The following is a 13,604-nucleotide window of genomic DNA, read 5'->3' on the forward strand; positions in this document are numbered from 1 at the left end:
TGACAGGGATGTTCGTGATCAATGGATGACCGCCGGTTGTAGGCACGCCGCGGCGATCTCGCGCAGACCATCCCCGATGGCGCCGTCGCTGCTCAATGGGGCCAGCACGGCGGCTTCGGCAGCCGACACCTCGTCGGCCCCTGCGGCGATCAGATGCGCTGCGGTGACCAGCACGCGGGTGGACGGCGGCTCGAAGTGGAAAGCGTCGTCGGCCTGACGAATACTGTTGGCGCACTGCACGAGCCGCTGTGCGGCGCCGATGTCGATGCCGGTTTCTCCGACCAAGACGTCGGCCTCGCGTTCGGGCGCCAGATAGTTCATCGCGATGGTGACGAACCGCTGGCGGAACGACGGCTTGAGGTCCTTGAGGGAATGCCGGTAGGCCGGGTTGTACGAACAGACCAGCAGGAACGAATCGGGCGCCGGGACCACCTCGCCGGCCCGGTCCAGGTACAGGGTTCGTCGGTGATCGGTGAGCGAGTGCAGGATCGCCAGTGAATCGTGCCGCGCCTCAACCACTTCGTCGAGATAGCAGATAGCGCCCTCTTTCACGGCGCGGGTCAACGGGCCGTCGGTCCAGATCACGTCGCCGCCGGCGACGACGAACCGGCCGACCAGGTCCGAACTCGTCAGATCGTCATGACAACTGATCGTCAGCACGGGGCGACCCAGCACGGTGCCCATGTGCTCGACGAATCGGGTCTTGCCGCAGCCCGTCGGTCCGGTGAGCATGACCGGCAGTCGCCGCTGATACGCCTGGCGGAACGTGGTCACCTCGTTGCCGGCCGGCAGGTACGGCGAATCGGTTGCGGCCCAATTCCTCATGCGGAAACCAACTCTCGGTGCACGTGTGCCAGGACGCGGGGGAGTTCCTCGATACGGCGGATCCGCCGGGACCGTCGGGAGCCGAACACCTCGGGTAGCGGATCCACCCGGACCGGTCCCAGACCCAGGTAGTAGACGCCGACGCCCGCCTCGTCGGCCTCATCGACCGCGTGCGCGACGTCGGCCCACGCGTACCGGCCTTCGTAGCCCTCATCGGAAATCAGGCCGTCGCCGATCACGATGAGCAGGCGACGCCCCGCGGGCTGGGTCAGTAGGCGGCTGGTCAGATGCCGGATCGGTGCGCCGAGTCGGGTGTAGCCGCCCGTCACCAGACCGGACTTGCTGGGCAGGGCAAAGTGGTTGTCGCTGAAGTCTTTCAGGCACCGAATCTCGACCCGGTGCCGGGTGTTGCCGCTGAAGACGAAGATGCCGTGGCGCTCTCGCGCGACCGTCATGGCCCGGGAAAGTGCGTCGGCGCACGCCAATTCGAGGTCGAACACCCGGCCCTGATGGACACCCAACGACGAGCTGCCGTCCATCAGCACGGCGGTGACGGTGTCGCGCGCACTCGGCAGCAAGGCGCGGAACACCTTCGGCTCCTGCGGCGAACCCGCGCGTGCGTCCGCATAGGCCGCGACGTAGGCGTCGACGTCCAGATCGCTGCCGTCCTCGAGCCGATTGGTCATCGTGCGGTGGGTGGGTTCGTCGAACCAGCGCCGGATGTCCGGTGCCGCGCCGCCGCGCTGCTCGTGCCGGGTCTGCCGTCGTTCCAGGACCACGACGTGATCGGGCAGGAACGCCCCACGCCACGAATTCCATTCGGGGTAGGGGATTCCGGCGCGTTGGTCGGGCCGGACGTCCAGGTCGTCGTCCTCGGGCCGGCTGGCCGGTGGCAGGTTGGCGTTGCGTACGCCGCCTTCGCCGCCGACCGGGATCGACATCAGGCGTTGGGCGTCCGAGCGCGATGACGTCCACGGCATGCGCCCGAGCGTCCGCCGGACCGCGCTTGCCAGCGTACGGGTGGCGGCCGCGCTGAGCGGCGGTGTGCCCAGTACCGGGTACTCCGCCAACCGGGCCCCGGACCGCGCCAATGCGTCTGTTCGACTGAGGATTTCGCTCGCATCGAGATCCGGGTCGGCCGGTTCCAGCCCAGGCATCGTCCGGCGCGCTTCCGGGAGCAGGCCGGGCCAGTGGCCCGCCACCCAGCCCAGTGCAACCCCACCCTCGACCAGCCTGAGCGCGCCGAGTTCCCGCGCGGATAACCGGTGCAGCGGATACTGCGCAATCCGGTCTTTCGACGGCGCGCACTGCAGGGCGATGCCGCAGCTGTAGGTCCGCAACGACCAGTCGGCTGCGGGCGCCGGGTACGGGACGTGGACGACGGTCCGGCTGGCACTGAGTCCGAAGCGGCGCTGCTCGCCGGAGATCAGCCGTACCCCGGTCCGTCGTCGTTCCGACAGCGCGACCGCGGTCACCGCGCAGGCCCGCTCGAGCTCGGCGGCCGTAATCGACTGAGACACTGGGGGACCGGGTTTCTCAGAAGGTCCCGATGTTGGAGAACATCCAGTACCAGAAGGCGATGAGGGCGGCCATGGCGCCCCACGCGATGGCGAGCCGGGCGATTTCCTGCCACATGGATGTCTCCTCCGGTTAGCGGGCTGCGATACCCCGCAGCGCGGTGTGGACGAAGTTGTCCAGCAATGCGGTGCGGATCTGGTCCGCCCCGCGACTGGTGGTCAGCAGGGCGTAGAGGCTGAGCAGGAAGTAGACCGCGCTGTGGAATGGGTCGACGTCCGCGTCGGCTTCGCCGGCCTGGCGTGCCCGTTCGATCTCCTGGACCACCAGCACGATCACCCGGTGGTCGGTCCATTCGTCGTCGAGTGGGCGGTTCGACGAGAAGTGCAGGGCCAGCACGTCTTTGAAGAGCAACCGGCCGAGCCGCTGTTCCACGGCCACGATGACCCGGACCACCTCGTTGAGCGCCGCTTCGAGGGTGTGTGGGGTCTGTAGGAACTTGGCGAGCTCGTTACCGGCGGATTCCTCGGCTTGGCGCTCGAGTTCGAACAGCACGTGTTCTTTCGTGGGGAAGTGGAAGTAGAACGTGCCGTGTGCGACACCGGCCGCGCTGATGATGGCGCCGACATCGGCATCTGCCATGCCGGCGCGCTTGAATTCGGTGATCGCGGCATCGAGCACACGCTGACGGGTTTCCAGCCGTTTGGCTTCTCGCAGCGACGGTTTGGCGGTGGCGCGGGTCATGGTGGCTCAAGTTGTACTCGGTTTACTGACCATAGTCAATGACTTGGGTCAACCATATTCACAGGAAATTGCCCGCTGGGCAAACTTGCCTGCCGTGCAAAATTATCCGTATGGTGGTGCCATGACCGAATCAGCCGAAACTGGTCTGCGCGAACGAAAGAAGCTCGACACGCGCCGAGCACTCAGTGACGCGGCGCTGCAGCTGGCGTTCGATCGCGGCGGGCTGGATGCCGTCACTCGCGAGGAGATCGCGGCGCTGGCGGGAGTGTCCCTACGGACGTTCAACAACTACTTCAGCGGCAAGTACGAGGCGCTGGCTTATCGCATTGCCGAGCGGATGCAGCGCAGTGTTGCGACGTTCCGGTCGCGGCCGGCCGACGAACCGCTGTGGACGTCGATCATCGTGGCCGTGACGGGCACGCTGGAAGAAGAGATGGTCGACATCACGGGTGCCGATCTCATCCCGGACCGCCGCGAACTCGTCGAAGTCCGAAAATTGTTGATGCGAACCGAGGTTCGCAATGCGGTGCCGCAGATCCTCTACCAGGACTGGGTGGCGGCCATCGCCGAGCGAACGGGCCTCGGCCCCGACGACATGTACCCGCGCCTGGTGGTGGCCGTGGTCCGCGCCATCGGGGACACCGCGATGGAGGCGTACGCCAACGCCGATCCGCCGGTGTCCATCACCCAGCTGATGCGCGCGGGTTTCGATGCCGTCATCGCGGGACTGCCCGAACCGAACAGCACGAAGGAGTGACCATGCCCGCTGACGTTTTGATCTCCGGCGCCGGACCCAACGGCCTGATGATGGCCTGCGAGCTCGCCCTCGCCGGCATCAAACCGGTCATCCTTGACGCGCTGCCCGGGCCCGGTGACGAGCCCAAGGCCAACGGCCTTGTCGGACAGGTGATCCGGCAGCTCGACATGCGGGGCCTCTACCAGGCATTCACGGGCGATCCCAACGCGCCGCAGCCCGCTTACGGCTGGATGTTCTCCGGCCTGCCGCTGAATTTTGTTGGCGTCGAGAGTAATCCGATGCGTGCCGTGCTGATGAAGCAGCCCCGGTTGGTCCAGTTGCTGTACGAGCGGGCCCAGACTCTCGGGGTCGAGGTGCGGTGGGGACACGCCGTGACCGCGCTGTCCGCCGGGCCTGACGGTGTCACCGTCGATGTGGCCGCTCCCGACGGCGCCTATGTGCTGGAAGCGGATTGGCTGGTGGGTGCCGACGGTGGCCGCAGCACCGTCCGTAAGCAGTCGGGTATCGGCTTTCCCGGACACACGTCGCCGACGGTGGCCCGGTTGGCGCACGTGCGCATCGCCGACGAGTTCCGCACCCCCGACGGCGAGTTCGATGTGCCCGGATTCGGGCGGATTCCGTTTGGGCACAACCGTTATGACACCGGTATGGCGATCTTCTTCGAGGCGCACGGAGATCCGCCGATGCTGGGCACCCTCGAGTTCGGTTCACTGCCCGAGGGTGCGCCGGGGGAGTTGACGTATGACGAACTCCGGCAGAGTCTGCGCCGAGTGCTCGGGGTCGACGTGCCGTTTGAAGTGCCGACCGGCCCCGGTCCGTTCGCGATGCGCCGTATCGACGGCCAGAACACCCGGCAGGCCGACGCCTACCGGTCCGGCCGCATTCTGCTGATCGGTGATGCCGCACATGTGCATTCGGCGATGGGTGGTCCGGGGTTGAACCTCGGTCTGCAGGACACCTTGAATCTGGGCTGGAAGCTGGCTGCTGTCATCAATGGCTGGGCACCTGCGGAATTACTCGACACCTATGAATCCGAGCGCTATCCGGTCGGCGAGCGCGTCATGATGCATTCGCTGGCCCAGATCGCGCTCACCGCGCCCGGACCCGAGGTGCGCGCCTTGCGCACGCTTCTGGGCGAACTATTCGAGCTGCCCGATACGGCCGCCCATATGGCCGGACTACTGGCGGGCGCGGACGTTCGCTACGACATGGGTGGCGTCCCGCACCGATTTACCGGATACATGGTGCCGGAAGCGACGCTGGACGACGGACGCCGTCTCACCGATCTGCTGCACCATGGTCGGGGCGTGATGCTCGACCTCGCCGGCGGTGGGGCGGCCGCAGTCGCCGCACCGTGGGACCGCCGCGTCGACATGGTGGTCGCCGCCATGGCCGAGGGTCCCGCCGCGATGCTGATCCGCCCCGACGGCTATGTCGCTTGGGCCGCAGACGCTTTCGCCGTGGCGGATGCCGAGGGCCTACGTGCTGCCCTGGAGCGGTGGTTCGGTCCGGCTGAGATCAGCGCCTGAGCGCGCGGCGCGCGACGCCGGGGTGGGCGGCGAGTTTGGGACCGAGTAGCAAGGCGAAGACCGTCACCGCGAGCCAGGGCCGCAGGTGCGGGCGCAGTCGCCGGATCAGTCCGGCATCGTCGAGTTCGAATACCAGGGCGTCGGTGATGGTGAGGCCCGCGATGCGCCCGCGGCTCACCGCGACGCGGGTGGGTCCGTCGCCGATGACGTTCTCCCACTCGAGGTCTCGCATGCCGGAGTAGACCGCGGTCAGCAGGACGCGGAGATCGTCCGGGCCGCGGAACACCATGTGCCCCGACAGTGGGGAGGTCAGCTCCACGTCGGGAGCCAGCGCGGCGATGAAGCGGTCCACATCCCCGGTGCGCGTGGCCGCGCAGAACGTCGCGACCGAATCTGTGCTTGTCGTCATCAGAACCCCCTGCGGGTCGCTTGTTATTTGCAACCTACCTAAACAGAGTCCATTGCAGAAAGCAATGGACTAGGCTGGTGCGATGTCCAAGCAGTCCTTCGGCGACATCTCCTGCTCGATCGCGCGGGCGCTCGACGTGGTGGGGCAACGGTGGACTGCCCTGGTGCTGCGGGACTTGTTCGCAGGCATGGCTCGGTTCGAGGACATCCGCCGTGATCTCGGCATCGCCTCGAACGTCCTGGCTGCGCGCCTCGATGACCTGGAGCGGCACGCGATCGTGGAGCGGCGCCAATACCAGAGCGCGCCACCGCGTTTCGAATACGTGCTCACCGACAAGGGGCGGGACCTCTATCCGGTGATCGTGACCCTGCTCGCCTGGGGTGACAAGTGGGCAGCCGGAGACGACGGACCCCCGGCGCTGCTGGTGCACGACGAATGCGGCTGTGTCACAACGGCAATGGCGGTATGTGCCCAATGCGGCGGGGAACTCGAGGCGCAGTCGACGACCGCGGTGCCCGGCCCTGGTGCACGCGTCGGCCCGGGTACCGCGGTCATCGGTGGATTCATCGGGAAGTGAGTTGTGCACGTGTGGTGACGCTGAGCGTGACCAGACGTGCACAAATCGCTCAGGCCAGCGTCGCCCGCACGCAGTGGGTGACGTACGGCAGCGCCAGGCCGGTGCTGCTGGCCAGCGCCGGATGCGTGTTCAGCAACTCACGCACCTCGCCCAACACCTTCCGGCGCACGTCGGCGGGTGAGGTGATGCAGTAGCTCCGGGACGCGACGAGGTCCAGAAGCGCTTGCGGCGTAAGGTAACTCGTCCACTCGAACCGGTGGGTCTCGATGTCGGTGAAGCCGCCGCACAGCGAATCCGCGGACGGGTCGTGTTCGCAGCCGATGATGCGGTTCAGTTCTTTGACCCAGCCCAGCCGTTCGTCGCGGATGTTCCAGATCAGACCCAACCGGCCGCCCGGTCGCAGCACCCGAGCCACTTCCGCCGCGGCCCGCTCCGGGTCGAACCAGTGCCAGGCCTGCGCCACGAGCACCGCGTCAACACTGTTGTCCGGCAACGGGATTTCCTCGGCCGTACCGAGCAGGGCCGGCACCGACGGCAGCGACCCGCTGAGCACCTCGAGCATCTCGGGGATGGGGTCGACGGCGGTGACCGTCAGGCCGCGTTCGGCCAGTCGGACGGTCAGTTTGCCGGTACCGGCGCCGAGGTCGAGAACGTCGACGGCGCCGGTGGGCAGCAGCCAGTTGATGGACTCCGGCGGATATGACGGGCGTCCCCGTTCGTAGGCAGCAGCCTGCTCTCCGAAGGACAGCGAGCGTTCGCCCGTCACCGGGAGGCCAAGTCGAGCGTCTGGCGGATCAACAGGCCCACCTTGTCGGTCTCGACCAGGAAACCGTCGTGGCCGTAGTCGGATTCGATGACCTCGAGACCCGGACAACCCGGCAGCAGCGTGGCCAGTTCGTCTTGCAGCCGAATGGGATACAGCCGGTCGGAGGTGATGCCCCCGACGATGACCGGCACCGGGCACTTGGACAAGGCCGCCGCGACGCCACCCCGCCCACGCCCGACATCGTGACTGCTCAACGCATCCGTCAGCGCCACATACGTGCCCGCATCGAACCGCGCGGCCAGCTTGCGACCCTGGTACTCCAGGTAGCTCTCGACCGCGTAAAGGCCGTCGGCAGAACTGTTTTCATGATTCTGCGCAGTATTGCGGAACCGGTCGTCGAGTTCCTTCTCGCCGCGATAGGTCAGGTGCGCGAACCGGCGGGCGATCTGGATGCCGTCGTGGGGGGTGTGGCCCGTCAGGTAGTAGTCGCCGCCGGCCCAGTTCGGGTCGGATTTGATGGCCGCGACCTGTGCGCACTGGGTGCCGATCTGGTCGGCGGTGGCCCGGGCGCCGACTGCCAGCACCAGGCCGGCCCGCACCGTATCAGGATGTCCCACAAGCCATTCCAGCGCCCGCGCGCCGCCCATCGAGCCGCCTACGACCGCGGCCACCTGCGTGATGCCGAGGGCCGCCAGGGCGGCCAGGTCGGCGTTCACCTGATCGCGCACCGTGATGGCGGGAAACCTGGAGCCCCAGGGCTTTCCGTCGGGCGCGAGCGAGCTGGGGCCCGTCGACCCGCGGCAGCCGCCGAGCACGTTGGTGGCGACGGCGCACCAGCGGTCGGTGTCGATCGGGGCACCCGGGCCGGCGACGCCGTCCCACCAGCCGCCAGTCGGATGGTCGGGCCCGGCCGGACCGGTGACGTGCGAGTCGCCGGTCAGCGCGTGCAGCACCATCACCACGTTGTCGGCGGCGGGGGACAGCTCGCCCCAGCGCTGCACCGCGATGGACACGTCGGGCAGCACGATGCCGCTCTCCAGCGTCAGCGAGCCGATGTTGACCACACCGGTCTCGCCCTCGGCAGGCAGCAGCGGCGCTGCGGAAATGTCAGACACGGGCACGTCGATAATCGTCACACCAAGGCCGCCTTTCGGTCGGCACCCCCCACCGAACCGGCGGCAGCAAATCCCTGCTCCAGGTCGGCGAGGATGTCTTCGATGCCCTCGATGCCGACAGCCAGACGCACCAGGCCCGGGGTGACTCCGGAGGCCAGCTGCTCCTCGGCGGTCAGCTGCTGGTGCGTCGTCGACGCCGGGTGAATCACCAGCGACCGGACGTCACCGATGTTCGCCACGTGGCTGTGCAGCGTCAGCGCGTTCACGAACGCCTTGCCCGCCTCGATGCCTCCGGTCAGTTCGAATGACAGCACCGCACCGGTGCCCTTGGGGGCCAGCTTGCGACCCAGCTCGTACCAGGGGGAGGACGGCAGGCCGGCGTAGTTCACCGAGAGCACGTCGGGGCGGCCGTCGAGGTACTCGGCGACCTTCTGTGCGTTGGACACATGGCGTTCAACGCGCAGCGACAGCGTTTCCAATCCCTGCGCGATGAGGAAGGCGTTGAAGGGTGCCAGGGCGCTGCCCAAATCGCGCAGCAGCTGCACCCGCGCCTTGAGTGCGTAGGCCGGCGCGCCGAGGTCGGCGAACACCACGCCGTGGTAGCTCGGGTCGGGCTCGGTGAAGCCGGGGAACTTGCCGTTGGTCCAGTCGAAGGTGCCACCGTCGACGATGACGCCGGCGATCGCCGAGCCATGTCCGCCCAGGTACTTGGTGGCCGAGTGGACGACGATGTCGGCGCCGTGGGCCAGCGGCTGGATCAGGTACGGGGTGGCGACGGTGTTGTCGACGATCAGCGGGACGCCGTTTTCGTGCGCGACGCCCGAGACGCCGGGGATGTCCAGGATGTCGATCTTCGGGTTGGAGATGGTCTCGGCGAAGAAGGCCTTGGTGTTCGGCTGCACCGCGGCGCGCCACGAGTCCAGATCGTCGGGGTCGGCCACGAAGCTGACCTCGACGCCGAGCTTGGGCAGCGTGTAGTGCAGCAGGTTGTACGTGCCGCCGTACAGCCGCGGCGAGGCCACGATGTGGTCGCCGGTGCCGGTGATGTTCAGGATCGCGAAGGTCGCGGCGGCCTGCCCGGACGACAGGAACAGCGCGGCCACGCCGCCTTCGAGCGCGGCGACGCGCTGCTCGACCACGTCGGTGGTCGGGTTCATGATGCGGGTGTAGATGTTGCCCGGCTCGGCCAACCCGAACAGCGCGGCGGCGTGGTCGGTGTCGCGGAACGTGTACGACGTCGTCTGGTAGATCGGCAACGCACGGGCATTGGTAGCGCTATCGGGGCTCTGACCTGCGTGGATCTGCTTCGTCTCGAAGCTCCAGCTTGCGGTGGGGTCGATGGCCTCAGTGGTCATGTTAGGGGTGTCTCCTGTGAGTTTTTAGGTACGACGAATGGGTTCGCGAACTCTGCGAATCACGGACAGCGACACATAGAATGCCTCCACTCACCCAGTCATCCGGGTCCGTGGTGGCGGACCCGCGCTTGCCTCGCAGCCGGTATGCGGCTGCTCAACCTGGTCGTCTCCCGGGGCACCCCACCGCGGATGGAGGGTTGCCGGCCAGCAAGCCGGGGCTTGACGCTGGCACTCATGACCGCTTTCGAGGGTATCGCAAGTGGCTCGGCAACTGCTAGCTGGTCCCGTCCGGTGGGCGGGAGACAGCGTGCCGCTGTCGGTCCGGTTCGCGCAGCCTGTCCGTATCGATCCAGTTCTGTATGCGTCAGACCGGACCACCGGAAGCTTGCCTCGCCGGTCACGGTAACTTCGTAACCGTCGTGCCAACGCGTAGTCATGTGCAGACGCCGGACTCGACATAGATTTTCGTACGTACCGTCCGTGACGCCGGGAGAGTGACCATGAGTGGCGAGAAACCATCCATCATCTACACATTGACCGACGAGGCGCCGCTGCTCGCGACGTACGCCTTCCTGCCGGTCGTGCGCACCTTCGCCGGTGCCGCCGGCATCGATGTCCAGACCAGTGATATCTCGGTGGCGGCCCGCATCCTCGCCGAGTTCAGCGACTACCTGACCGACGAGCAGAAGGTCCCCGACAACCTGGGCGAGCTGGGCCGGCTGACGCAGTCCCCGGATACCAACATCATCAAGCTGCCCAACATCAGCGCGTCGGTGCCGCAGCTCATCGCGGCGATCAAGGAGCTGAAGGAGAAGGGCTACAACCTGCCCGACTACCCGGGCGACCCGAAGACCGACGAAGAGAAGGCGATCAAGGATCGCTACGGCAAGTGTCTCGGTAGCGCGGTGAACCCGGTACTGCGCGAAGGCAACTCGGACCGTCGCGCGCCGAAGGCCGTCAAGGAGTACGCCCGCAAGCATCCGCACAGCATGAGTCCGTGGTCGCAGGCGTCGCGCACGCACGTGGCGACCATGAAGCACGGCGACTTCTACCACGGCGAGCAGTCCATGACGCTGGACAAGGCCCGCAACGTCAAGATGGTCCTGAAGACCAAGGCGGGCAAGACGATTGAGCTCAAGCCGCTCGTCAAGCTCGACGCCGGCGACATCATCGACTCGATGTACATGAGCAAGAAGGCGCTCATCGACTTCTACGAGGAGCAGATGGAGGACGCCTACAAGACGGGCGTCATGTTCTCCCTGCACGTCAAGGCGACCATGATGAAGGTCAGCCACCCGATCGTGTTCGGTCACGCGGTGCGCATCTTCTACAAGGACGCATTCGCCAAGCACCAGAAGCTGTTCGACGAGCTGGGCGTGAACGTCAACAACGGCCTTTCGGACCTGTACGACAAGATTTCGACGCTGCCCAAGTCGCTGCACGACGAGATCGTCGACGACCTGCACAAGTGCCACGAGCACCGTCCCGAGTTGGCCATGGTCGACTCGGCCCGCGGTATCTCGAACTTCCACTCTCCGTCCGACGTCATCGTCGACGCCTCGATGCCGGCGATGATCCGGCTCGGCGGCAAGATGTACGGCGCCGACGGAAAGCTCAAGGACACCAAGGCCGTCAACCCCGAGTCGACGTTCTCCCGGATGTACCAGGAGATCATCAACTTCTGTAAGACCCATGGCCAGTTCGACCCGACGACCATGGGCACCGTCCCCAACGTCGGCCTCATGGCGCAGAAGGCCGAGGAATACGGCAGCCACGACAAGACCTTCGAGATCGCTGAGGACGGCGTCGCCAACATCGTCGACATCGATTCGGGTGAGGTGCTGCTGACCCAGGCCGTCGAAGAGGGCGACATCTGGCGCATGCCGGTCGTCAAGGACGCACCGATCCGCGACTGGGTGAAGCTGGCCGTCACCCGCGCCCGGCTCTCCGGCATGCCGGTGGTGTTCTGGCTGGACCAGGAGCGCCCGCACGAGAACGAACTGCGCAAGAAGGTCGCGACCTATCTCAAGGACCACGACACCGAAGGCCTCGACATCTCCGTGATGTCGCAGGAACGCGCCATGCGGCACACCATCGAGCGGGTGATGCGCGGGCAGGACACCATCGCCGCCACCGGCAACATCCTGCGCGACTACCTCACGGACCTGTTCCCGATCCTGGAGCTGGGTACCAGTGCCAAGATGCTGTCGATCGTGCCGCTGATGGCCGGCGGTGGCCTGTACGAGACCGGTGCCGGTGGTTCGGCGCCCAAGCACGTGCAGCAGCTGGTCGAGGAGAACCATCTGCGCTGGGATTCGCTGGGTGAGTTCCTGGCCCTGGGCGCCAGCCTGGAGGACCTGGGCAACAAGACCGACGATGCCAAGGCCCTGCTGCTGGCCAAGACGCTCGACAGTGCGACCGGAAAGCTGTTGGACGAGAACAAGAGTCCCTCACGGCGCACGGGCGAACTGGACAACCGGGGCAGCCAGTTCTACCTGGCGATGTACTGGGCGCAGGAGCTGGCCAAGCAGACCGAGGATGCCGAGTTGGCCGCCAAGTTCGCTCCGCTGGCCAAGACGCTGGCCGAGAACGAGGAGAAGATCGTCGCGGAACTGGCTGCGGCGCAAGGCAGCCCGGCTGATATCGGTGGCTACTACGCACCGGACCCGGAGAAGACCGCGGCGGTGATGCGGCCGAGCACCACGTTCAACGCAGCGCTGGATTCCGCTCAGGAGTAGTCGCAAATCGAACGACGTGCACCCGGGGCGCTCTTGCCCCGGGTGCACTGTCGTACCGGGACGTTAGGGTTCTGCATCGTGATCGTCACCACCATCAACGTCAACGGGATCCGCGCTGCGGTCAAGGAACGCTCCGAGGAGAACCTCGGGCTGCTGCCGTGGCTGGCCGAGACCAAGTCCGATGTCATCTGCCTGCAGGAGACCCGGGCCGACGACGCACAGCTCGCACAGGCCTTGGCGCCGGCGCTGGATGCCGGCTGGCACCTGGCGTCGGCTGAACCGCACGCGAAGGGTCGCAACGGGGTTGCCGTGCTGTCACGGGCTCCGATCACCGCGGTGCGGGTGGGACTGACCCCCGACTGTGAGTTCGTCGCGCACGGCCGGTATTTGGAGGCCGACACCGACGGCGCGACGGTCGCCAGCGTCTACGTGCCCACGGGCGAGGCCGAGACCGACAAGCAGGTGGAGAAGGAGCGCTTCATGGTGGCGCTGGCCGCCCGCATGGCCGAGCTGAGCCGCAAGCGCCGCGACGTCGTGATCTGTGGCGACTGGAACATCTGCGCGACGGAGCTGGACCTGAAGGCGTGGAAGGCGAACGTCAAGAAGTCCGGGTTCCTGCCCAGTGAGCGGCAGTGGCTGGCCGACCTGATGGCCGCCGGCTGGACCGACGTGGTGCGTGAGCTGCACCCCGACGTCGCCGGGCCGTACAGCTGGTGGTCCTGGCGTGGCAAGGCTTTCGACAACGACGCCGGGTGGCGCATCGACTACCACCTGGCCAACGCCAAGCTGGCGCCCAAAGCCGTCGCGGCGCGCGTGGAGCGGGCCGAAGCGTATGCGCTGCGCTGGTCCGACCACGCACCGGTGACGGTCGAGTACAGCTGATCGGACTCGGCCGCGATATCGGCGATGGTCTGGTGGGCTCAGCTCCGAAGGGGTAGGGCCGACACCAGCGGGGTGTCCACTCCGACACGACCGATCGCACTGGCGCCGCCGGGGGAGCCAAGGGGCGCGTCGCGTCCGGGGAGTACCTCATCGAAGAATGCGGCATTGTCAGCGAGGTACGCGAGCTGATCTTCGGGCAGATCGGCATCGTAGTAGATCGCATCGACTCGGCAAATCAGCTTGCAGGCACCGCAATCCACGCATTCCCGCGGATTGATGTAGAGCGCCCGATCGCCTTGGTAGATGCAGTCGACCGGGCACTCCTGCACGCAAGACATGTCCGTGACATCAACGCATTCTCGTCCGATAACGTAAGTCATACAACCGACGGT

Annotated in this window: 13 protein-coding genes and 1 riboswitch; of the genes, 5 read left to right on the plus strand and 8 right to left on the minus strand. The window is 66.7% G+C overall.

What is annotated here, in order from left to right; translation table 11 throughout:
* Positions 1–18: 18 nt before the first annotated feature.
* The 3 genes from AC1U2B_RS20250 to AC1U2B_RS20260 form a co-directional block, all read right to left on the minus strand.
* Positions 19–825 (minus strand): CbbQ/NirQ/NorQ/GpvN family protein, encoded by an 807-nt coding sequence (locus AC1U2B_RS20250; protein WP_480218190.1) that lies wholly within the window; start codon positions 823–825, stop codon positions 19–21.
* Positions 822–2,345 carry a nitric oxide reductase activation protein NorD gene (locus AC1U2B_RS20255; protein WP_480218191.1) on the minus strand — a complete coding sequence of 508 codons (1,524 nt, stop codon included), beginning with the start codon at positions 2,343–2,345 and terminating at the stop codon, positions 822–824. Before AC1U2B_RS20255 ends, AC1U2B_RS20250 begins: the two co-directional genes overlap by 4 nt.
* A 130-nt stretch (positions 2,346–2,475) precedes the next feature.
* Positions 2,476–3,084, minus strand: a complete 609-nt coding sequence (locus AC1U2B_RS20260; RefSeq protein ID WP_480218192.1) for a TetR family transcriptional regulator — start codon at positions 3,082–3,084, stop codon at positions 2,476–2,478.
* A gap of 121 nt (positions 3,085–3,205) precedes the next feature.
* On the opposite strand from AC1U2B_RS20260, the gene AC1U2B_RS20265 reads away from it, so the two are divergent.
* Together AC1U2B_RS20265 and AC1U2B_RS20270 are read left to right on the plus strand one after the other, a co-directional pair.
* Positions 3,206–3,841, plus strand: coding sequence for a TetR/AcrR family transcriptional regulator (locus AC1U2B_RS20265; protein ID WP_480218193.1), 636 nt, complete (start codon positions 3,206–3,208; stop codon positions 3,839–3,841).
* Between the two features lie 2 nt (positions 3,842–3,843).
* Positions 3,844–5,370, plus strand: coding sequence for an FAD-dependent monooxygenase (locus AC1U2B_RS20270; protein ID WP_480218194.1), 1,527 nt, complete (start codon positions 3,844–3,846; stop codon positions 5,368–5,370).
* On the opposite strand, the gene AC1U2B_RS20275 is transcribed toward AC1U2B_RS20270, so the two are convergent.
* On the minus strand, positions 5,360–5,779 hold the full coding sequence (locus tag AC1U2B_RS20275) for a nuclear transport factor 2 family protein (RefSeq protein ID WP_480218195.1): 420 nt from the start codon (positions 5,777–5,779) through the stop codon (positions 5,360–5,362). The genes AC1U2B_RS20270 and AC1U2B_RS20275 overlap by 11 nt on opposite strands.
* A gap of 82 nt (positions 5,780–5,861) precedes the next feature.
* Between AC1U2B_RS20275 and AC1U2B_RS20280 the strand changes: the two genes are divergently transcribed.
* Positions 5,862–6,356: a winged helix-turn-helix transcriptional regulator gene (locus tag AC1U2B_RS20280; protein WP_480218196.1), complete on the plus strand. Its 495-nt coding sequence runs from the start codon at positions 5,862–5,864 to the stop codon at positions 6,354–6,356.
* A 49-nt stretch (positions 6,357–6,405) separates the two neighbouring features.
* Here the strand turns inward: AC1U2B_RS20280 and AC1U2B_RS20285 are convergent, their stop codons facing one another.
* Genes AC1U2B_RS20285 through AC1U2B_RS20295 form a run of 3 tightly spaced genes read right to left on the minus strand, consistent with a single transcriptional unit; the run spans position 6,406 to position 9,592 of the window.
* Positions 6,406–7,122 carry a class I SAM-dependent methyltransferase gene (locus tag AC1U2B_RS20285; protein ID WP_260937742.1) on the minus strand — a complete coding sequence of 239 codons (717 nt, stop codon included), beginning with the start codon at positions 7,120–7,122 and terminating at the stop codon, positions 6,406–6,408.
* Positions 7,119–8,237, minus strand: coding sequence for a homoserine O-acetyltransferase MetX (gene metX, locus AC1U2B_RS20290; protein WP_480218197.1), 1,119 nt, complete (start codon positions 8,235–8,237; stop codon positions 7,119–7,121). The genes AC1U2B_RS20285 and metX overlap by 4 nt, the downstream gene beginning before the upstream one ends.
* 17 nt (positions 8,238–8,254) lie before the next feature.
* Entirely contained in the window at positions 8,255–9,592 is a 1,338-nt protein-coding gene (locus tag AC1U2B_RS20295) for a bifunctional o-acetylhomoserine/o-acetylserine sulfhydrylase (protein WP_480218198.1), read from the minus strand.
* Positions 9,593–9,711: 119 nt separating this feature from the next.
* Positions 9,712–9,832: riboswitch (SAM riboswitch) on the minus strand.
* Positions 9,833–10,092: 260 nt separating this feature from the next.
* Here AC1U2B_RS20295 and AC1U2B_RS20300 point away from each other — a divergent pair.
* Both AC1U2B_RS20300 and AC1U2B_RS20305 read left to right on the plus strand, forming a co-directional pair.
* Positions 10,093–12,330, plus strand: a complete 2,238-nt coding sequence (locus AC1U2B_RS20300; RefSeq protein ID WP_480218199.1) for an NADP-dependent isocitrate dehydrogenase — start codon at positions 10,093–10,095, stop codon at positions 12,328–12,330.
* Positions 12,331–12,408: 78 nt separating this feature from the next.
* Positions 12,409–13,212 carry an exodeoxyribonuclease III gene (locus AC1U2B_RS20305; RefSeq protein ID WP_480218200.1) on the plus strand — a complete coding sequence of 268 codons (804 nt, stop codon included), beginning with the start codon at positions 12,409–12,411 and terminating at the stop codon, positions 13,210–13,212.
* A gap of 38 nt (positions 13,213–13,250) precedes the next feature.
* Here the strand turns inward: AC1U2B_RS20305 and fdxA are convergent, their stop codons facing one another.
* Positions 13,251–13,592: a ferredoxin gene (gene fdxA / locus AC1U2B_RS20310; RefSeq protein ID WP_480218201.1), complete on the minus strand. Its 342-nt coding sequence runs from the start codon at positions 13,590–13,592 to the stop codon at positions 13,251–13,253.
* Between the last annotated feature and the right edge of the window lie 12 nt (positions 13,593–13,604).

Source organism: Mycolicibacterium sp. P4_G11, assembly GCF_056555145.1.